We start from the raw sequence: 20493 nt of genomic DNA on the forward strand, positions 1-20493 counted from the left end.
AAGGCTGCCGCCTTGCTGCCACGATTCTATTATTAATCGCCCTCAAGTTTATACAATCCTGCCGCGACTGTCACCTTGTTGCGAAGGTGATTTGTCAAGCGAAAGACCGGATCCGGTCATTAAACTGCAAATCCCAATCAAGCTCATCAGGCACATAAATGGCACAACACGCTCAATACTGAGCAGGCTGCTGATTAAACTGAACAGCGCGGAACAGGCAAACTGACAGAACAGGGTCAATGCCAGTGCCGTGGCCATGTGCCGCGGAAAAGGACGCACGGACGCGGCGGTGCTCGACGCGACGATAAACCCTGTGCCGAAATAATACACCATCATGGGTAAAATGAAGAGAAAAACGAGGCTGGCGTCTGTCCATGAAAAGAGAACCATCAGGAAGGCGCTGGCAGCAAAAAACCGCACCCCCAGCACCACCAGCTGGGCGCTGCTGAAATAACGGATGAGCCAGCCGCAGGCCCCTGTTCCCAGCAGGTGCATGATGGCCATGAGTGTTTTAATGCTGCCATACTGGCTGACGCTAAACCCCCCACCCTGGATTAAAATAAACGAAGCGCTGGTATTGAATGCCGATTCACCGGCCATCATAAAAGCCGATACCAGCAGGTAACGCACGAACAGAGCGTTGTGAAAAACCAGTTTAATTGTTTGCCGTAACGTCAACGCATCCGGCGGGGTGGTATGGGTTTCATCGATGCAGGCAGTGAAACACAGTAGTAATAATCCATACGCGGCCATGGTGAGCATTGCAGTCTGCCAGGGCCAAAACTGATGAATACGTCCGCCTATAAAAGGCAAAAAGCAGATAAACAACCCGGCTAAGGAAAATAAAAAAGCAAATTGCCGGGTGGCCTGTTGTTCATCATGGGTGTCATTCACCATCGCCCGCCCCATGAGCAGGGTGGCGCCCACAGCAATGCCCTGCACAAACCGGCATGAAAGAAAAAAAAGCGCGGAATGACTGAATGAGCAAAGCCAATTACTGAGGGTGTAAAGTAATAAGCCCAGGATAAAAATGGGCTTGCGGCCGTGGTGTTCAGACAGTTGGCTCCATAAAAGCATGCTGACGGCTTTACCGGCTAAAAAAAAGCTGATGGTCAATTGGGCTATCCGTGGGGTCACGTTAAAAAAAGCAGCCAGTTGCGGCAAAGCCGGGGTTATAAAATGGATGCTCATATTGCCCAGGAACCAGGTCAATAAAATCATGATCCAGGCTGATTTTCTCATCATGGCACCTCAACAGCGGATTGAAGGGGGAAACGGTGCGGCAGCAGCACAGTCGAAGCAAGCAAGGCCATCATGGCATAGAGCGCCGCAACCACTAAAAACAATTGCGCGAGGGTCATAAACCCCGCCAGATACCCCCCAAGGCAAAGACCCGTTAAATTACCGAGTTTGGCTAACGAGTTGGCCACGCCCAGGGCATAGCCCTGTTGTGGGTGCCTGTCACTGATTAGGGTAAACAGGGCAGGCAAAAGTGCTGCAAGCACCACCCCCCAAAGAAGACGCAGACCAATCAGGCTGAACCGGTTAATAAACAAACCCTGGGCCAGCAGGATGAGTGCACCCAATAAGAAAAAGCTCAATAAATAGTATTTAATCCGTTCCGGGTGGAGACGGCATTGATCAAATTGCCGCCCGCACCAGTCCGAAACCAGAAGCATTGAGACCGCAGGGAGAGAGTAAAGCAGGCCGATGAACACGGCATCCGCGTTAAGCAAGTGGGCAATAGCCACAGAAAAGACGGGATCGGTTAAACATTTGGCCATCTGGGTCAACAGAATCAATAAACCGATGACGCTGGTAAAAAGCCCCATGGCGCTCAACGAAGCGCCTCTTTTCATGGGGAAATTGACGTGTTGACGGCCAGAGTCCGGTAACTGTTTCTGCATGACCAGTGCGGTCAACAGGCTGAGCAGCAAGGCGGTGCTGTAGAGGCCGCGATAACCGCTGTAAGTCAGACACAAACCGCCAATAAGGCCTGCAACGGTGGTGGCGACGGCTTTGGCGGATTGCAGACGCGCCAATTGACGGCTCTTTCGGTGCCAATCGCAAAGGGATAAGGCATAGGTCTGCATGGCGACAATGAATCCGGCAAAGCCGCCCTGAATAATACGGACAATGAGGATCGCTGAAGCCGAATTGGCAACAAGCATCAGACCTTGGCAGAAAACCAGGGCCCAGGCCGCCCGCATCAACATCCGTTTGTATCCCCAGCGATCGGCCAGCCGGCCCCACAACGGCCCCATGATAATGTTGGCTACCATGGGCAGTGCCAAAGCCAGGGTACTGTAAAAAACAGCGGCTTTAAGGGAACTGGATTGGCTTGCAACCAGCAGGGGAAGAAAGGGATTTGTCATTTCCATCGCAAGCAGCATAACGAACTGACTGACGAGAAGGATCCATTCTAAACGCTTGCTCATGAGAATACGCTCAACGGGTTGGCGACAAAGCTAAACAAGTCATCCTGGTTTCCCTGCAGCCGCATGGATAGCAGGTTTTTATATGGCCATGGCCTGACTAACAATTTTTGATAATACCAATCGGCAAGATCAGCTGGAACCGCGGGAGCCAGTTCAGCGAATAAACGCTTTAATTCGGCACTTGCCCGCTGCCATAATTCGCAGGCTGTAACCTGACCCTGCTGATTCAGGGCCGCGATCACATGGGCCAGATTGCTTTGCAGATTGCCATGGATGAATTTGTCGCACACCCCGTCAAGCTCAGGACTGGCTAAGGTTGAATCGGGATGCAATCGGGGTTTGGCGACGTGGTCATAAACGGGATGGGTCGATAGGCGGATTCCTCCAAGGTCACGTACAACCACGGCTGAAGGAAGGTGATCGTCAAAACGGATTAAGGTATTTTGCTGGTGGCTTTCCATGGCAATGCCGTAGCGCATCATCAGATGCAGTTGGCTGGCAAGCACCAGGCGGCAGTAAACAGTAAAATACTCACGCAGAGACAGCCCGCTGGCTTCGATGATTTCAAGCAGCAACGGATAGGGTCCTGCGGGTGATTGGGTCAAAAGTGCGGCAAGTGGGATTAAGCGCTGTGTTTCATGCTGCACATAAACAACCGGGTTTTCCCGCAGGAGCAAAGCGGCTTGATTGCGTTGATGGGCGGGGATGGCGGAATGATTGATATTGATTCCAGCGAGGTCACCGGCTAAAAAAAGCGTCCCTCGATAGTCATCCTGATCCTGCAGGAGCTTTTTAATCCAGGAGGATAAGACGGGGCCGTTGTCCACCGAAGCCGGAGAAACGGTGCGCAACGCCGAGGTGGTGTGCACCGCGGCTGCCAATTTTAAATGGCCGCTTTTGTCGCCCTGCGTCATCATGGTGCGAAAGGACATGGAAGGGCGAGTGAGTTGATGATGGGGAATTAAAAGTAATTCTTTATTATCGAGCAGTTCAGCACACAGGCTCTGAATTTTATTACGCCATTGCCAGGGATGGATGGGCAATGGGTAATAATCCTCGGGGTTCATTTGCTTAAAGCAGAGATTATCCCGCCAGCGCTGATACTCGTGTGGAAACTGGCTTTGCAGCAGGGACTGATAATCCACACGGCCATGGCTTACGTGAGCGCGATCACGCCGCAAAGCGCCCCAGTGGATGGCCACCTGGGCATTGAATTCCGGCGAATATTGCATGACTTCGCGACGGTTAAATCCCATTTTACAACGAAAATTGGGATGGTAGGGATGCCCTGTGCACCCCCATTGCTCCAATAGCCCCGTGCTCTCCTGTGCACTGCGTTGATTTAGCCAGTTCCAGAACGTTCGGCCATGAAGCTGCCTTTTTAAATCAGCCTCCCAGCGTTGGCGATAGGCTAAGGCCAGTGCCTCATTGGCGATGCTTTCATTGAGTTCCTGGCGTAAGTCCTGCCAGTGATAAAAGGCGCTGGCCGGGTGAGTCTGTTTCATTCTGTCTTTCAATAAATCAAGCCAATCATGAACGTGATGACTTGGAGGGGCTAAACCCAGTTGTTCCATGATGGCCGCCTGTTTAAGGCGCTGCAGGCAGTCACGGTGGGCGACCGTGATGTAATGATCCACGGCGTTTTGTGGAAGACCAATGCCTACTTCAAATAACAGGAAGCGTAATTGATGACTTAAATCATGAAAATTACCATATGCAAGTGCCATAGTCTGAATTCCATCAACAAAGATGGATTAAATATAAATGATAATCATTCTCATTTTCAAGTGGGACTTAACGGACTTTCAGAATATTCTTCTTTCCCCAGGAGGAGGGAATTATCAGCCAGAGGGGAGGGAGAGCGTGCGCAATCGTTCAAAGGAGGACAGTGTAAGATCCTCCTTCCGGAAGAGGGATAGGAAAGCGCCCTGCGGGGCTGTCTCAATCTTCTTTTTTGCGGTAAATCACTGCCGTATTGCCAATGACCTGAATGAGTTCGGCCTGCAAGGCGTCACAGAGATCGTGAATCATGACTTCACGATCTTCTTTTTCAGCGCCATTAATTTTTACTTTAATCAGTTCATGCGCGTTAAGGGCATGGCTGGTTTCTTCAATAACGGGAGGGGTCAATCCTTTGGCACCAATCAAGATGACTGGTTTTAAATGATGGGCTTTGGCTTTTAGAGCCTGTTTAAACGCAGTGTTCACTGGGGGATCCTGAGAAAATAAATGGCGAATTATTGCACGTTTTGCTGGGAAAAGGTAGTAAATTTAAGTATGATAGCGAGAGTTTTCCAATTCATTTTTCAGTATGCCACGTTCCAAAAGCAGTAAGCGATGGTTGCAAGAACATTTTGATGACGTTTATGTCAAAAAAGCGCAATCAGAAGGGTATCGAAGCCGCGCTGTCTATAAATTGAAGGAAGTGGATGTTAAAGAACATCTGCTTCGCCCGGGCATGACGGTGGTTGACCTGGGCGCCGCCCCGGGCGGCTGGACCCAATACGTCAGTCAAAAACTTGAGGGCCAGGGGCGTATTGTTGCCTTGGATATTTTGCCCATGGATGCCTTGCCTGATGTCGATTTCATTCAGGGTGATTTCCGTGAAGATGAGGTGCTGCATCAATTAACGAATTTAATCCCTGAGCGCAGTGTGGACTTGCTTTTATCAGATATGGCCCCAAATATGAGCGGTACGGCCGCTGTCGATATTCCGCGCGCAATGTACCTTGCGGAATTAGCCTTTGATTTTGCTGACAAGACCCTTAAGCCTGGCGGTTCAATGCTGATAAAAATATTTCATGGTGCGGGGTTTGATGAGTTGATTAAACAGGCCCGCACACGATTTGAAAAAGTAGTTATTCGTAAACCAATGGCCTCACGTTCTCGCTCGCGAGAAACCTATTTGCTGGCGAAGGGCTATAATTTATAGTAACTTTATCGTTCTAACGACGTAGAAATACGTACAATTGAGGTTAATACTTTGAACGACATGGTAAAAAATCTGATTCTGTGGCTAATTGTTGCTATTGTACTGGTTTCAGTGTTCAGCAATTTTGGGCCACGGCACGCTGACACTCAAAAATTATCCTACAGCCAGTTCCTTAAAGAAGTGGAGCAGGGTAACGTCAATTCAGTGACCATTGAAGACAGTAAAGTCATCAAGGGCATGACTAAAAAGAACCAACGTTTCGTAACCTACATGCCGTTGCAGGATGATGCCCTGCTGGGTGAATTATTGAAAGGCAAGGTGGATGTCAGTGGTCAGGAAAAACCACAGGAAAGTTTCCTTGTTCATGTCTTCATTAACTGGTTCCCCATGTTTTTACTGATTGGTGTCTGGTTCTTTTTTATGCGCCAGATGCAAGGCGGCGGCGGTCGAGGAGCCATGTCGTTTGGACGTTCGCGCGCGCGCCTGCTGGGCGAAGATCAGGTTAAAGTGACGTTTGCCGATGTGGCGGGTGTGGATGAGGCCAAAGAAGAAGTGAAGGAATTGGTTGATTTCTTAAGGGATCCGACCAAGTTTCAGAATTTAGGCGGTCGTATTCCCCGCGGCGTTTTGCTGGTTGGCCCCCCGGGAACGGGTAAAACCCTGTTGGCCAAGGCTGTAGCCGGTGAAGCCAAAGTGCCTTTCTTTACCATTTCAGGTTCTGATTTTGTGGAAATGTTTGTGGGTGTTGGTGCTTCCCGTGTACGTGATATGTTTGAACAGGCGAAGAAACACGCGCCTTGCATCATCTTTATTGACGAAATTGATGCGGTCGGTCGTCATCGCGGTGCAGGACTTGGCGGCGGACATGACGAACGGGAACAAACCTTGAACCAGTTGCTGGTGGAAATGGATGGGTTCGAGGGGAATGAAGGCGTGATTGTGGTTTCTGCCACCAACCGTCCTGATGTGCTTGATCCGGCCCTGCTTCGTCCTGGCCGTTTTGACCGGCAGGTTGTCGTTCCTTTACCCGATATCCGTGGACGCGAACAAATCCTCAAAGTGCATCTGCAAAAAGTACCCTTGGAAAAGCACGTGGAAATCCTGCCTATTGCTCGCGGTACGCCGGGATTCTCCGGTGCCGACTTAGCCAACCTGGTTAACGAGGCCGCCTTGTTTGCAGCTCGTGCCAACAAGCGCAAAGTCAGTCTGGTTGAACTGGACAAAGCCAAAGACAAAATCATGATGGGCGCTGAACGCCGCTCCATGGTGATGGATGAAAACGAGAAAAAACTGACGGCTTATCACGAGGCAGGTCATGCGATTGTCGGGTTGTCCGTGCCGGAACATGATCCGGTTTATAAAGTCACCATTATCCCTCGTGGACGTGCGTTGGGTGTGACCATGTTTCTGCCTGAGCAGGATCGCTACAGCCACAGCAAGCGGCGTCTGGAGAGTCAGTTATCCAGCCTGTTTGGCGGCCGGATTGCCGAGGAGCTCATCTTTGGGGCTGAAAGCGTGACGACTGGCGCATCGAATGACATCATGCGGGCTACAGAAATCGCTCGTAAGATGGTGACCAGTTGGGGCTTGTCTGACTTGGGTCCTTTGACCTTCGGTGAAGAAGAAGGGGAAGTTTTCCTGGGCCGCAGCGTCAGCCAGCGTAAAGAAGTGTCCGACAAAACTGCTGAGCATATTGACGAAGAAGTAAGAAAAATCATTGATAGAAACTACGAGCGTGCCAGAACTATTCTGGTTGCAGCCATGGATAGATTGCACGTCATGGCGGAGGCCTTGATTAAATATGAAACGATCGATACCCATCAAATCAGTGAAATTATGGCAGGCAAAGAGCCTACCCCTCCTGAAGACTGGGATGAAACCAAACGCATAGAAAAAAACTCCCCTGAAACCGGTGAATCCAATAAACCCATTAATGGAAAAACGGTTGATCATCCTGCGGGAGAACATTAACCGGAAGTAACCTTGACGCGGCTTTCGCCCGCGTTAAGGTTACCCCGCCCAATTGCCATTACCATTCCCTTTATCCTGAGAGAAACGTGAATAACAGCGAGTTTTTAAATTGGCTTACTCATTATGCCAGGACCTATTCTATCCCTGTTTCTGCCAAACCCCTCATTATGGGTGTATTGAATATCACCCCAGACTCCTTTGCCGACGGTGGGCGTTACCTCAATCCGGACGCCGCGCTGCAACAAGCCTTAACCATGAGGGACGCCGGCGCGGATATAATTGATTTAGGCGGCGAGTCGTCGCAACCGGGTGCCCGTGCGGTGTCGATACAGGAACAATTGGATCGCGTGCTTCCCGTGATAGAAAAGATACGTCAGGAAAGCGATATTTGTTTATCGATTGATACCACCAGGGCGGAGGTTATGCGTGCGGCTGTTGCGGCAGGCGCGGATTTGATTAATGATATAAAAGCCCTTTCCGAGGAAGGAGCCCTTGCGGCCGCGGCGGAGTTAAAAGTTCCAGTGTGTTTGATGCACATGAAGGGCATACCGGAAACGATGCAGGAAAATCCCTACTATAGTAAAGATGTAGTGGATGAAATCAATGATTTCTTCATTGACCGCATTGAGCGATGCACGCAGGCGGGTATTGCTCCGCAGCACCTTATTCTTGATCCAGGATTTGGTTTCGGTAAGTCTGTTCAGCATAATTTGTGGCTTACAAAACATATTCAGCGTTTTCAGCAGCACGGATTACCCCTGTTGCTTGGTGCTTCGCGTAAAAGTACATTAGGGGCGGTATTGAATAAAGCGGTGGAGGAGCGGCTGATTGGCAGTATTGCTGTGGCAGTTTTTGCCGGATTGCAGGGAGTCGCAATCATCAGAACCCACGATGTGGATGAAACCAATCAGGCCTTGTCGATGATTGACGCCATTGTCCAGGCTGAGAATGAGTGAGGTAATAAGGATGAATCAACGTAAATACTTTGGTACAGATGGGATTCGGGGACGGGTTGGATTGTCCATTGTCAATCCTGAGTTCATGCTGAAATTGGGGTGGGCTTTAGGCCGGGTGTTGGGTAATGAACAGCGTAAAAAGGTCATCATCGGCAAAGACACGCGGGTTTCAGGTTACATGCTTGAATCGGCGCTGGAAGCAGGGTTGGCTGCGGCGGGTGTCGATGTAGCCCTGTTGGGACCGATGCCTACGCCTGGCATTGCTTATCTGACGCAAACGCTAAGGGCCAATGCCGGCATTGTCATCAGTGCGTCTCATAATCTTTTTGAGGACAACGGCATTAAATTTTTTTCCTCCGACGGCAGTAAATTTCCAGATGCCATGGAACTTGCCATCGAGGCAGAAATAGAAAAACCCTTACAGACCGCAGAAGCCCGGCATTTGGGAAAAGCACGACGCATCAATGATGCCGCCGGCCGTTACATTGAGTTCTGCAAATCCAGCATTCCCTCCATGACGCGCTTGTCGGGAATTAAACTGGTTGTTGATTGTGCCAATGGCGCCACCTACCATATTGCACCGAATGTGTTCACTGAGCTTGGAGCCGAAGTGATTGCAATCGGGGATGAGCCGGATGGCTTTAATATCAATGCGCATTGCGGTTCCACAGCGCCCGAAATACTCCGCCAGCGTGTCATTCAATCGCGCGCTGACCTAGGCATTGCTCTGGACGGTGATGGCGATCGCTGCATCATGGTTGATGCCGAGGGCAATGTTGTGGATGGGGATCAAATCATTTATATCATTGCTCGGGAACGGCATCAGCGCGGCATGCTGCAAGGGGGCGTGGTAGGGACACAGATGAGCAATTTCGGATTGCAGAAGGCGCTTGAAACCATGGGGATTCCGTTTTTGCGCGCCAAGGTTGGCGACCGTTATGTGCTGGAAGCATTGAAAGAAAAGGATTGGAAAATAGGCGGTGAGCCTTCAGGGCACATTGTTTGCCTGGACAAAACCACAACGGGCGATGGCATCATTGCGTCCTTGCAGGTTTTAGCCTGTATGGTTAAACAGGATAAATCGTTAAAAGAGCTCACGGAAGGCATTCAGCTGTTACCGCAAACCCTGATTAACATTAAAACCAGGGATGCCAGTGAACTGGCCAGCCACCCAAACATTACTCATCTGGTTGATGATGTCAGCCGCCAGTTGAATAACAATGGGCGCGTGCTCTTACGCGCATCAGGGACTGAGCCCTTGCTTCGGGTCATGGTAGAAGGCATCGATGAACAGGAAGTGGCGCGTCACGCGCAGTGGTTACGCGATGAAATTATATCCTTTGAAAAGACTGCGCATAAAAATTAACCGTTGCCCTAGGCAGGGCAACTGATTAATTCGTGGTTGGTGGCTTGCAGCAGTTGCGACGAACAAGTCGGTATAAAGAAAAAACGATGCCGATGGTCATTTGCCCTGGGTGAAACCATCCGGAGGAGATAAGTTATAAACTGCGCAAGCATTTCCACGATCTTCAAAAAGCCGCGATGCGTTTGCAGGGTTTCATAACGGGGGTCGACCAGGCATTCCGTCATGTTCTGAAGATCGTCATTTTCCTCATTCGCTTCCGCGATATGGGCTAACTGATGCAGATTGATGGTTGCCTGCTCCAGTAATTTGGCTTCTCGGGGGTGCTTATTCTGCATGCCGGCCTGATGGGCATACAGGTTGTCAAGTCGTGTTTTCAGGGCGGGCGATTTCACCTCGTCGGGCTTTGTGTCCATCACCGGTACCGCAGGCTTCAGTTTAAGCAAAAGCGCGCAATCTTTATCCGGGTGTGGGGCGAGGGTTTGATACGCTTGAAGCACGGCATGTGGCGTTGTCGGATGAGGGTATGCCAATTCGAAATGAATGTCCCTTAACAGTTGAGCTGCCTGATAATAATGTTTTTTGTCATTGGCCTGGGATCGCAGGGCGATAAACAGGTTCTGGTACCAGTGCCTCAAGTCCTGGTCCAGCCCTTGAAGCAGTGGCAGAATGTTCTGGTGCATCCCATCTAGTTTTTGATGGTACTCAATCTCCTGTTTAAGCGGCAAAGGATGATTCTCACTCGGGTCTTCGACTTTGCCATTATCCTGCTCAGACAATAAGGCTTTCAATTGCTTCAGATTTAGTTCGAGCTCTTTCTCCAGCTGGCTCTGTTCAAGGGGCAACTCATGGGGTGGCGGCAGGCGGCCTAACTCTTCCCGCAACTCTTTTTGCCGACGCTTCAACTGAATGGTCCGTAAATTGAGGTCCATCGTGTGGGTATCAGACAAGGTTACCTGCTGCATACGAGCTAAATACTCTTTGCACTGGCTAATTTGCCGAATCAATTCCTCAATACGAATTTTACGGGCCGGGGTTTTCTCCGTCAGCTCTTTAATCTGCGTCGGCGATAACTGAAGTTCATTGCCATGAATAATGTTATTGTGAGTGCGAAGGCGTGTGTTTTCCGAAAGAAGTTCGCTAAGCTCCTGGACCAGTTTCAAGCCCTTGCCTAATAGACTGATGTTACCTGACGCGGCAAGACTGAGCCTGTCAAGCTCCTGCTTTAATTCCAGGCTGCTGTTATTCTGCCCGGAATAGGACGCATCATACGATTGGATAAGCTGAACAATTGTCCGATTGAGTGAATCCGGCGCGGACGCCGTTTGCCCTTCTTTAGGGGCTTCTGGCAACATCGCTTGAGCATCGTCTCTTTTTTTATTGAGTGAATCAATGGTTGATTGCAGTTTGTTCCGTTTGAGCAAAAGCGAAAGGTAGGCATAATGATGCTCCATGCTCTGAACATTCTGGGCGTAGTTCTTATTATTTAACCAGTTCACCCAGGCTAATGGATTTAGACTTGATGTGCTGATGACTTGTTGCCAACCTTTTATGTAAAGCAGGTTCTCCTTGTCCGTTGCTTCATCAAACAAATAGGTCAGATCCCGTTTCACTTCAGCAGGAAGGACAAATTGTTCAATGTCTTTATCCAGCATTTTGAGTGTCTGTTGGGATGCTTCAAGTTCGTCGCTTAACTGCTTAAGGGTACTTGAAAGCTCTTGATGGGATATGGACTCCTTTAAGCGCTGCGAGTAGCGGGTAAACTCCTGAAGATATCGCTCATGCCCGATGATCTGACCTTGAATATTCTCCAGCTCGCTCCTCAGAAGGCGTATGTCGTTGTAAGAGATCAGTGTGATATTGAGCTCTTTTAACTGCCTTTGAATGTCGCTGATTCTTAACCAGTTCCTATTGAGAATGAGTTTGAGATCGTTAAATTTGATGCTGTTCAATTCCCTGGTAAGGGTTTCTTCAAGTCCTGTGATCAACACCTCGCGCTCACGAAGGCCGGTATAAATTGGAAGCGCCAGTATGGGGTCCTTCTGGTATTGTAGTTTGGCATAGATTTCATAGAGTTGCTGATAGGGTTCTTCAAGCTGGCTTTTTATCTTACGTGCCTCAAGATCATGGGACTTGAGACTGTCCCTAATCAGCTGGAGTTCGCTGCGGTTGCGCTTTTTCTCGTCATGGATCGCAGCGATTGCAGCCTGTTTGTCCGCATTGCTTTTCCAGCGTTGCAGCAAGTCCCTGACGTCATGGAGAAACAGCCATAATGCTTTGACTTCCTCAGGGGGGCTGCTCTCTGGATTGAATAAATGATCATAATGGGTGAAAAGAGTATAGAACGAAAGGAAGTTCGTCGGCGGTGATGAGGTAAGAAGTTGAGCTGCCAGGGCTCTGAGTTCCTCTTTCATGCGATTCTCCTGAATACAAATAAGTCAATCCCTGAGTACACCCTGGACTGAAAAGAAGCTCAATTTCTATAATTAACGGAGCAGTTCATAAAAATCAAGCAAAATACTAGGATTTCGAACAACATTAAGGTATATTGCCCCGGTTATTAACTGGAGTGGCAATGAGGAAAAAAATTGTAGCCGGGAACTGGAAAATGAATGGTACAGTCAGCACCATTACCCCGCTGCTCAAAGACCTCATTCAGCAACTGCCTGAATTAAGCCACGGCAGGGAATGTGCCGTGATGCCGCCCGCGATTTACCTGCCTCTGGTGCAGGCGCTTCTGCAGGACAGCTGCATTAGCTGGGGCGCGCAGAATGTTTACCCGGCGAACACGGGCGCTTATACGGGTGAACTTTCCAGCACAATGCTTAACGATTACCAATGCCGGTATGTGTTGGTAGGTCATTCGGAGAGAAGGCAACTTTTCGGAGAAAGCGAAAAATTTGTTGCTGATAAATACCACCATGTAAAAGATCATGGTATGATACCCGTTCTTTGCGTGGGCGAGACGCTTGAGGAGCGCCAGCAAGGAAAAACGAAAGACGTATTGACCCGTCAGATTTTAGCCGTAGCTAAAGAAGACTCGGCTTGTTTTGGCAATGCAGTCATCGCTTATGAACCCGTATGGGCAATAGGCACCGGTCAAACAGCGAGCCCTGAGCAAGCTCAGGAAATGCACGGGTTTATTAGAGAATTAGTGAGCGAATTCAGCAAGGAAGACGCTGCTGCATTACCGCTGCTATATGGCGGAAGTGTAAATGACAAAAATGCAGCCTCGTTGTTTTCCATGCCGGATGTCGACGGTGGTTTAATTGGTGGTGCATCCCTTAATGCACAACAGTTTGTGGAAATTGTTAAATGTATCAATTAATTTTAATCATTCATGTGCTGGTCGCCTTGGTCCTGATTGGACTGGTGTTGATACAGCATGGAAAAGGCGCCGATATTGGTGCTGCGTTTGGTTCAGGCGCATCAAATACCGTTTTCGGCAGCCAGGGTACCGGAGGATTTCTGTTCAAATTGACCGGCGGATTGGCATTGACATTTTTTGTGACAAGTTTGTTCCTGTCCTATATGGTATCCACACAATACCAAAAGGCAGAACAACAAGCCATTCCTCAACCAATCAGCGCGCCAAATAACGCGATTCCGGTGCCGGTTGATAGCAGTAAAAACGGAAAAGAATAACTAAATATGCCGAAGTGGTGGAATTGGTAGACACGCCGTCTTGAGGGGGCGGTGGCGTAAGCCGTGCCGGTTCGAGTCCGGCCTTCGGCACCATTTATCCGAGCGATATGAATGATGCTATCACAATACTTGCCAATATTAGTTTTTATTATCATAGCCCTGGCTTTAGGCATTGCTATGATTACTGCCGCGTCATTGTTTTCCAAACATCAACCGGATTCAGCCAAGAACGCGCCCTATGAGTGCGGCTTTAATGCGTTTGAAAGTTCCCACATCCCTTTTGATGTCAGATTTTATCTGGTTGCTATACTTTTTATTATCTTTGATCTGGAAACTGCTTTTTTCTTCCCCTGGGCCTTGGTATTGCGTGAGATAGGTTGGTTTGGTTTCTCAGCGATGATGATCTTTCTCGGCCTGCTGGTCATTGGCTTTATCTACGAATGGAAGCGGGGCGCTCTTGAATGGGAATGATTTGTTTTTATCAATCCCGCGTGGAGTCCTGTGGCGGCGTGTTATTAAACCAAGATATATTATTTTAGAGGCTTGCTATGGCTGTTGCAGAATTGCAAAAAACGGGCTTTGTCACAACCTCCGTTGAGAAACTGGTGGGTTGGGCGCGCAGCGGTTCGATGTGGCCGATGACGTTTGGCCTGGCCTGTTGCGCAGTAGAGATGATGCATGTGGGTGCTGCCCGCTATGATTTGGACCGCTTTGGGATTATTTTCAGACCCAGTCCCCGGCAATCGGATGTCATGATTGTTGCCGGTACCCTGTGCAACAAAATGGCACCTGCCCTCCGTAAGGTCTATGACCAAATGCCTGAACCCCGCTGGGTCATTTCCATGGGGTCATGTGCTAATGGCGGGGGTTATTACCATTATTCCTATTCGGTCGTGCGGGGTTGTGATCGCATTGTACCGGTTGATGTGTATGTACCGGGCTGTCCTCCAACGGCTGAAGCGCTTCTTTACGGCATTATCCAGTTACAGAATAAAATCAGGCGTAAACCTGTAATAGAAGCATAACGAGCACAGGTATCTATCGATGACTAAACTGACTAGCTTGGCCGAAAAAATAAACACTGAATTGGCTCATTTGATTGACTCCATCGATGTGGCAACGCATGAAATTACGATTGAATGCAGTCCCGCACACGTAAAGCAGGTCCTGGAGCAGTTGAAGGAGCATGAGCATTTTGCATTCGATCAGCTGATGGATGTTTGTGCCGTGGATTACCTCGATTACGGTTCCTATGACTGGGAAACCGAAGCAGCCACTGAAAGCGGCTTTTCCCGTGGCGTGGAGGCGCATGAAGCCAGAGCCTTTGTCTTTGATAAACCTCGCTTTGCTGTAGTCTATCACCTGCTCTCAACAGCCAAAAACCAACGCGTTCGTGTCAAAGTATTTCTTGATGAGCATAATCTGGTTATTCCATCGGTCCATGAACTATGGAAGTCAGCCAACTGGTTTGAGCGTGAAGCTTACGACTTATTTGGTATTCTTTTCTCCGGTCATCCTGATCTTAGACGTCTGCTGACGGATTATGGATTCATCGGTCACCCGTTCCGCAAGGACTTCCCTTTGATTGGTGAGGTTGAAATGCGTTACGACGCACGTCAACAAAAAGTCGTGTATGAGCCGGTCAGCATAGAACCCCGAATCCTGGTACCCAAGGTAATACGCAACGACAACCGTTATCTTGATAACCATGGAGTGAGCCATGATTGAATTAAAAAATTATACGCTTAACTTTGGCCCCCAGCATCCTGCTGCCCATGGTGTATTACGCCTGGTTCTTGAGCTTGAGGGGGAGACCATCGTCCGTGCGGATCCGCACATTGGTTTGTTGCATCGTGCGACTGAAAAGTTGGCCGAGTCAAAACCTTACCTGCAAAACATTGGCTACATGGACAGGCTTGATTACGTGTCCATGATGTGTAATGAGCATGCCTACGTGCTGGCCATTGAAAAATTATTGGGCATTGAAGCGCCGGTGCGTGCTCAATACATCCGCACCCTGTTTGATGAAGTAACACGGGTTCTTAACCATTTGCTCTGGTTAGGTGCCAGTGCTCTGGATATTGGCGCCATGACAGTCTTTTTGTACTGTTTCCGTGAGCGGGAAGATTTGTTTGACTGCTACGAGGCCGTGTCCGGCGCCCGTATGCACGCCAAGTACTATCGGCCTGGCGGCGTTGCCCGTGATCTTCCTGACAGCATGCCGCAATACAAGGCATCCCGATGGCACAATGAGCGGGAAGTGGAAAAAATGAACGAAAATCGTCAGGGAAGCCTGCTTGATTTTCTCTGGGCTTTTACTGAGCGTTTTCCAAAGTGCGTGGATGAGTACGAAACATTATTAACCGATAACCGAATCTGGAAACAGCGCACGGTAGATATCGGTGTGGTTTCCCCTGAGGATGCCCTGCAATGGGGGTTCAGCGGCCCCATGCTGCGTGCCTCCGGTATTGCCTGGGATTTGCGTAAAAAACAGCCTTATGCTGCCTATGATCAGGTCGATTTCGATATACCGGTCGGCAAAACCGGTGACTGCTATGATCGTTACCTGGTGCGCGTCGAGGAATTGAGACAATCCAACCGCATTATGCGCCAATGCATCGAATGGCTGCGCAAAAATCCGGGTCCGGTTCGACTCGAGGATCACAAGATTACGCCGCCGCGACGGGTTGAAATGAAACATGACATGGAAGCGCTGATTCATCACTTTAAGCTGTACACGGAAGGTTTCTCCTTGCCGCGGGGCGAGGTTTACAGCGCAGTGGAGGCCCCTAAGGGTGAATTTGGTATTTATCTGGTTTCTGATGGCGCGAACAAACCCTACCGTTTGAAAATTCGGGCGCCTGGTTTTGCCCACTTAGCGGGATACGATGAAATGGTCAGAGGCCATATGTTGGCTGATGGAGTAGCCATCCTTGCCAGTCAGGATATTGTTTTCGGTGAAATCGATCGGTAACACGACGCTGTTGGATTAAACGTTTTTTAAGGTTAGAAGCATGTCTGAGCATTCAGCTAAAATACTTTGTCAACTGATATCAGCAGAGCGGATCAGTGAAATTAATTACTGGATAGCGAAATATCCAGCGGATCAAAAGCAATCCGCCGTAATGAGCGCCCTGCGTATCGTTCAGGAGGAACACGGGTATTTGTCGCCTGAATTGATGGACGCGGTTGCCGATTACCTGGAGATGCCAGCCATTGCCGTTTATGAAGTCGCCACCTTTTACACCATGTATGAACACAAGCCCATCGGGCGTCATCTGGTTAATGTGTGTACTAATATTTCCTGTAAACTGATGGGTTCATCGGAAGTGGTTAACTACCTGCAGTCCAAATTGGGCATTCAGCTTGGGGAAACAACCGCTGATGGGCGCTTCACCCTCCGCTCAGTCGAGTGCCTCGGTGCCTGCGTTAATGCACCGATGATGCAGGTCAACAAAGAGTATCACGAGAATTTAAACCCTGAAAAAATTGATCACGTGTTGGAACAGTATCAATGAACGATAGAGGTGATTGCCATGGTTGAATTAAATCAAGTCTGTTACCGAACATTCCATCTGCAAGAGCCTTGGACGTTAAAATCATATCTAAGTGTGGGTGGGTATAGTGCGTGGAGACGTATTCTGAGCGAAAAAATCCCGCCTCAGCAAATTATTGAGGAATTAAAGACCTCAGCCTTGCGCGGACGCGGCGGTGCGGGTTTCCCTACTGGCCTTAAGTGGAGTTTCATGAACCGAAATGCTCCTGTACAAAAGTATGTGGTATGCAATTCGGATGAAGGGGAGCCCGGTACATGCAAAGACAGGGAAATTCTCGCCAATAACCCCCACCAGTTGATAGAGGGTATGGCGATTGCGGGTTACGTTATGGGCGCTACGGTAGGCTACAACTACATCCGCGGCGAATTCTGGCTGCCTTTTGAGCGAACAGAGCAGGCCTTAAAGGAGGCTTATGCCGAGGGGCTCCTGGGTAAAAACATCCTGGGCAGCGGCATTGATTTCGATTTATACAATCACCTTGGTGCCGGCGCTTACATTTGCGGTGAAGAAACTGCCTTGTTAAATTCGCTGGAAGGTAAAAAGGGTTTGCCGCGTTTCAAACCCCCTTTCCCAGCCAATTACGGTCTTTATGGCAAACCCACGACCATCAATAACACAGAAACATTTGCTTCCGTTCCTCCTATTCTGGAAAAAGGCGGTGAATGGTTCTTAAAACTCGGCAAGCCAAACAATGGCGGGACGAAATGTTTCAGTGTCAGTGGCCATGTCAACAAGCCAGGTAATTTTGAAATTCCGCTGGGAACACCCTTTAAAACCCTGCTGGACTTGGCAGGCGGTGTACGCAATGGCAATAAAATCAAGGCGGTTATTCCGGGCGGTTCCTCCATGCGTGTCCTCCCTGGGGATGTCATGATGGGTCTGGATATGGATTATGACAGCATTCAAAAAGCAGGTTCCGGTCTGGGTTCCGGTGCGGTCATCATTATGGACGAAACCACCTGTATGGTGGATGCGCTCTACCGCATTTCTGAATTTTACATGGACGAGTCCTGCGGTCAATGCACACCTTGTCGTGAGGGTACCGGTTGGATGGTTCGTCTGATCCATCGTATTCGTGAAGGGCACGGCGAGCCGGGTGACATTGAAAAACTTGTCAACGTGGCCAATAAAATTGATGGCCGCACCATTTGTGCATTAGGAGAAGCGGCTGCCTGGCCGGTGCAGAGCTTCGTGAAACATTTTTATCATGAGTTTGAGTATTTTATTAAGCATAAACGCTCGATCGTCGCAGCATAATTGAGAAGGTTTAGACAATGGCTACCATTGAAATCGACGGGAAAACATTTGAAGTTGAAAATGGCAAAATGATCATTGAAGTGGCTGATGAAGCGGGGATTTATATTCCGCGATTCTGCTATCACAAGAAATTGTCTGTTGCCGCCAATTGCCGTATGTGCCTGGTTGAAGTAGAAAACGGTCGAAAACCTGTCCCCGCGTGTGCGACACCGATCACGAACGGCATGAAAGTGTTTACCAAATCTGAAGAAGCCATTCGTTCCCAGGAAGCGGTAATGGAATTCCTGTTAATTAACCATCCTCTCGATTGCCCTATTTGTGATCAGGGCGGAGAGTGTGAGTTACAGGACATTTCCATGGGATTTGGACATGACAGTTCCGAATACGAGGAAACCAAGCGTTCCGTTGAAGACGATAATCTGGGCCCTTTGATCGCGACAGAGATGACCCGCTGCATCCATTGCACGCGCTGTGTGCGATTTGGTGAGGAAGTGGCCGGTCTGCGTGAGCTTGGTGCGACCGGACGCGGTGAAAAGATGCAAATAGGCACCTACGTGCAACACAGCATCCAATCGGAAGTATCAGGCAATATCATTGATTTATGCCCGGTAGGTGCGTTGACGTCCAAGCCCTATCGCTTTACAGCCAGGGCCTGGGAATTAACCCAACATGACAGCTTAGCCCCTCATGACTGCCTGGGTTCCAATGTGTACTTGCATGTTCGGCGTAATCAGGTCATGCGTGCTGTCCCTAAAGAAAATGAAGCCATCAATGAAACCTGGCTTTCTGACCGCGATCGATTCAGCTATTTGGGGCTTAAAAGCGAAATGCGTGCAGGCCACCCGATGATCAAAACTCAGGGGCAATGGCAGACAGTGGATTGGGAAACTGCACTGAAATTTGTGGCCGAAGGGATGAGCCGCATCATTAAACAGCATGGACCCGAGCAATTTGCTGCGTTTGCTTCGCCTTCCTCTACCCTTGAGGAATTCTATTTATTGCAAAAATTAATGCGGGAACTGGGGGTTAATAATCTCGATTACCGCTTAAGACAAATTGATTTCCGCGATCAGGATGGCTTGCCTGCCGCCTGGGAGAATCAATTAAGCCTGACGGACATTGAACATCAACAGGCAATTCTTTTGTTGGGCTGCAATGTTCATCGCGAAGTTCCGCTCGCCGGCCTTCGAGTTCGTAAAGCGTTTCGAAACGGAGCCAGGTTGTTTGCGATTAATCCCGTGGACTATGACTACCATTTCGATGTTCGGGCGAAAGCCATTGTCTCACCCCAGGAAATGCCCATGCAGTTGGCAAAACTGGTTGCAGCCATGGCTGCCGATGTTCAGAAGTTGCCTGAGGCCGTTCAACGTTTAATCGTGGGTCTCGAAGTCGATGACGTCTCTCGCGCCATGGCCGCTGAATTGAGCCAAAGCAAGGCGGCTATCATCATGGGTGCGCTTTGCGAAAATCATCCTGATGCGGCTTTGCTGCGCACGCTGGTGCATGTGCTTGAAACAATCAGTGGTCTGCGTGTGTTGCGATTAACCTCAGGCGCTAACGCAGCCGGGGCAGAACTGGCGGGGATGCTTCCTCATCGAACCACAGCAGGCAAAACAGTGTCTCAACCCGGTCTTGATGTGCAATCAGCGCTTGATGCCAAATTAAAAGGCTATTTCCTGCTGGGGGTTGAACCTGGGTTTGATTTTGCCAATCCTTTTAATGCCAGACAGTCCATGCTTGCTGCGGAATTTGTAGTCATGGTTTCTGCTTTTCAACATGAATCGATGTTTGATTATGCAGATGTGATTCTGCCCATGGCTCCTTATGCAGAAACCTCTGGAACCTACATTAATGTTGAAAACCGCTGGCAAAGCGTGAAAGGTGCCTGCAGTCCTTATGAAGAAGCGCGTCCGGCGTGGAAGATACTGAGGGTATTGGGCAATCTGCTGCATTGTCAGAATTTTACTTACGTCTCCAGCGATGAAATCCTGACCGAGGTGAAATCCATTGTTGACATGACATCCGGCGTGAAATACCAACCCTACTACCCCGAGTCGCTGCCTTCTTATCACCAGCAGCTGGTCAGGGTGGGTGAGTGGCCCTTGTACCGTTGCGATGCCATTGTGCGCAGCACGCAGGCTCTGCAACATTGTGCAGCGGCGGAGCCCGCTTGTATCCGTGTACATCCCGATACGGCAAATAGATTGAAATTAGATGAGGTTGCTACTGTATCTCAAGGAGATATTGAGATAACATTGCCGCTCAAACGAGACGAGCGAATAGCACCCGATGTTGTATGGGTAGCCAATGCAATGCCTGAAACAGTTGACCTTGGGCATTCTTTTGCTGCAATCACTATTAAGCGCTAACAGGT

At 49.3% G+C, this 20493-nt stretch carries 18 protein-coding genes and 1 tRNA gene; 14 read left to right on the top strand and 5 right to left on the bottom strand.

Annotation, left to right across the window (positions count from 1 at the left end):
• Nucleotides 1–48: 48 nt before the first annotated feature.
• The 4 genes from DYE45_RS01440 to yhbY form a co-directional block, all read right to left on the bottom strand.
• Nucleotides 49–1245 carry an MFS transporter gene (locus DYE45_RS01440; protein ID WP_278043084.1) on the bottom strand — a complete coding sequence of 399 codons (1197 nt, stop codon included), beginning with the start codon at nt 1243–1245 and terminating at the stop codon, nt 49–51.
• A complete protein-coding gene (locus tag DYE45_RS01445) occupies nt 1242–2438 on the bottom strand; it encodes an MFS transporter (RefSeq protein ID WP_115300295.1) in 1197 nt (398 codons plus the stop codon). The genes DYE45_RS01440 and DYE45_RS01445 overlap by 4 nt, the downstream gene beginning before the upstream one ends.
• Nucleotides 2435–4165 carry an IucA/IucC family protein gene (locus DYE45_RS01450; RefSeq protein WP_115300296.1) on the bottom strand — a complete coding sequence of 577 codons (1731 nt, stop codon included), beginning with the start codon at nt 4163–4165 and terminating at the stop codon, nt 2435–2437. Before DYE45_RS01450 ends, DYE45_RS01445 begins: the two co-directional genes overlap by 4 nt.
• Nucleotides 4166–4379: 214 nt before the next feature.
• A complete protein-coding gene (gene yhbY, locus DYE45_RS01455; RefSeq protein WP_108293390.1) occupies nt 4380–4646 on the bottom strand; it encodes a ribosome assembly RNA-binding protein YhbY in 267 nt (88 codons plus the stop codon).
• 103 nt (nt 4647–4749) lie between these two features.
• Between yhbY and rlmE the strand changes: the two genes are divergently transcribed.
• The 4 genes from rlmE (at nt 4750) to glmM (ending at nt 9663) form a co-directional block, all read left to right on the top strand.
• The gene (gene rlmE / locus DYE45_RS01460) at nt 4750–5370 is read left to right on the top strand and encodes a 23S rRNA (uridine(2552)-2'-O)-methyltransferase RlmE (protein ID WP_108293388.1); all 621 of its coding nucleotides are present in this window, start codon (nt 4750–4752) and stop codon (nt 5368–5370) included.
• Between the two features lie 60 nt (nt 5371–5430).
• Nucleotides 5431–7341, top strand: coding sequence for an ATP-dependent zinc metalloprotease FtsH (gene ftsH / locus DYE45_RS01465; RefSeq protein ID WP_165481674.1), 1911 nt, complete (start codon nt 5431–5433; stop codon nt 7339–7341).
• An 86-nt stretch (nt 7342–7427) separates the two neighbouring features.
• Complete coding sequence (gene folP / locus DYE45_RS01470; protein ID WP_242602653.1) at nt 7428–8297, top strand: dihydropteroate synthase; 870 nt, start codon at nt 7428–7430, stop codon at nt 8295–8297.
• Between the two features lie 10 nt (nt 8298–8307).
• Nucleotides 8308–9663, top strand: a complete 1356-nt coding sequence (gene glmM, locus DYE45_RS01475; RefSeq protein WP_108293384.1) for a phosphoglucosamine mutase — start codon at nt 8308–8310, stop codon at nt 9661–9663.
• An 8-nt stretch (nt 9664–9671) separates the two neighbouring features.
• On the opposite strand, the gene DYE45_RS01480 is transcribed toward glmM, so the two are convergent.
• Nucleotides 9672–12074, bottom strand: a complete 2403-nt coding sequence (locus DYE45_RS01480; RefSeq protein ID WP_108293382.1) for a coiled-coil domain-containing protein — start codon at nt 12072–12074, stop codon at nt 9672–9674.
• Nucleotides 12075–12235: 161 nt separating this feature from the next.
• On the opposite strand from DYE45_RS01480, the gene tpiA reads away from it, so the two are divergent.
• The 10 genes from tpiA to nuoG all read left to right on the top strand — a co-directional run bounded on the left by tpiA (nt 12236) and on the right by nuoG (nt 20488).
• Nucleotides 12236–12988, top strand: a complete 753-nt coding sequence (gene tpiA, locus DYE45_RS01485; protein ID WP_108293380.1) for a triose-phosphate isomerase — start codon at nt 12236–12238, stop codon at nt 12986–12988.
• Complete coding sequence (gene secG, locus DYE45_RS01490; protein ID WP_108293378.1) at nt 12976–13305, top strand: preprotein translocase subunit SecG; 330 nt, start codon at nt 12976–12978, stop codon at nt 13303–13305. Before tpiA ends, secG begins: the two co-directional genes overlap by 13 nt.
• Nucleotides 13306–13313: 8 nt before the next feature.
• Nucleotides 13314–13398: transfer RNA gene (locus DYE45_RS01495), tRNA-Leu, on the top strand.
• A 21-nt stretch (nt 13399–13419) separates the two neighbouring features.
• Complete coding sequence (locus DYE45_RS01500) at nt 13420–13776, top strand: NADH-quinone oxidoreductase subunit A (protein WP_058532259.1); 357 nt, start codon at nt 13420–13422, stop codon at nt 13774–13776.
• A gap of 77 nt (nt 13777–13853) precedes the next feature.
• Nucleotides 13854–14330 (top strand): NuoB/complex I 20 kDa subunit family protein, encoded by a 477-nt coding sequence (locus tag DYE45_RS01505; RefSeq protein ID WP_058527684.1) that lies wholly within the window; start codon nt 13854–13856, stop codon nt 14328–14330.
• A gap of 19 nt (nt 14331–14349) precedes the next feature.
• Nucleotides 14350–15033, top strand: coding sequence for an NADH-quinone oxidoreductase subunit C (locus DYE45_RS01510; protein ID WP_108293376.1), 684 nt, complete (start codon nt 14350–14352; stop codon nt 15031–15033).
• Nucleotides 15026–16279: an NADH-quinone oxidoreductase subunit D gene (locus tag DYE45_RS01515; RefSeq protein WP_108293374.1), complete on the top strand. Its 1254-nt coding sequence runs from the start codon at nt 15026–15028 to the stop codon at nt 16277–16279. The genes DYE45_RS01510 and DYE45_RS01515 overlap by 8 nt, the downstream gene beginning before the upstream one ends.
• Nucleotides 16280–16319: 40 nt before the next feature.
• Nucleotides 16320–16823, top strand: coding sequence for an NADH-quinone oxidoreductase subunit NuoE (nuoE, locus tag DYE45_RS01520; RefSeq protein ID WP_115300297.1), 504 nt, complete (start codon nt 16320–16322; stop codon nt 16821–16823).
• 18 nt (nt 16824–16841) lie between these two features.
• Complete coding sequence (gene nuoF / locus DYE45_RS01525; RefSeq protein WP_108293434.1) at nt 16842–18119, top strand: NADH-quinone oxidoreductase subunit NuoF; 1278 nt, start codon at nt 16842–16844, stop codon at nt 18117–18119.
• A 17-nt stretch (nt 18120–18136) separates the two neighbouring features.
• Nucleotides 18137–20488 (top strand): NADH-quinone oxidoreductase subunit NuoG, encoded by a 2352-nt coding sequence (gene nuoG / locus DYE45_RS01530; protein WP_115300298.1) that lies wholly within the window; start codon nt 18137–18139, stop codon nt 20486–20488.
• Nucleotides 20489–20493 lie beyond the last annotated feature (5 nt).

The organism is Legionella taurinensis (genome assembly GCF_900452865.1).
In the GTDB taxonomy this organism is placed as follows: Bacteria; Pseudomonadota; Gammaproteobacteria; order Legionellales; family Legionellaceae; genus Legionella_C; species Legionella_C taurinensis.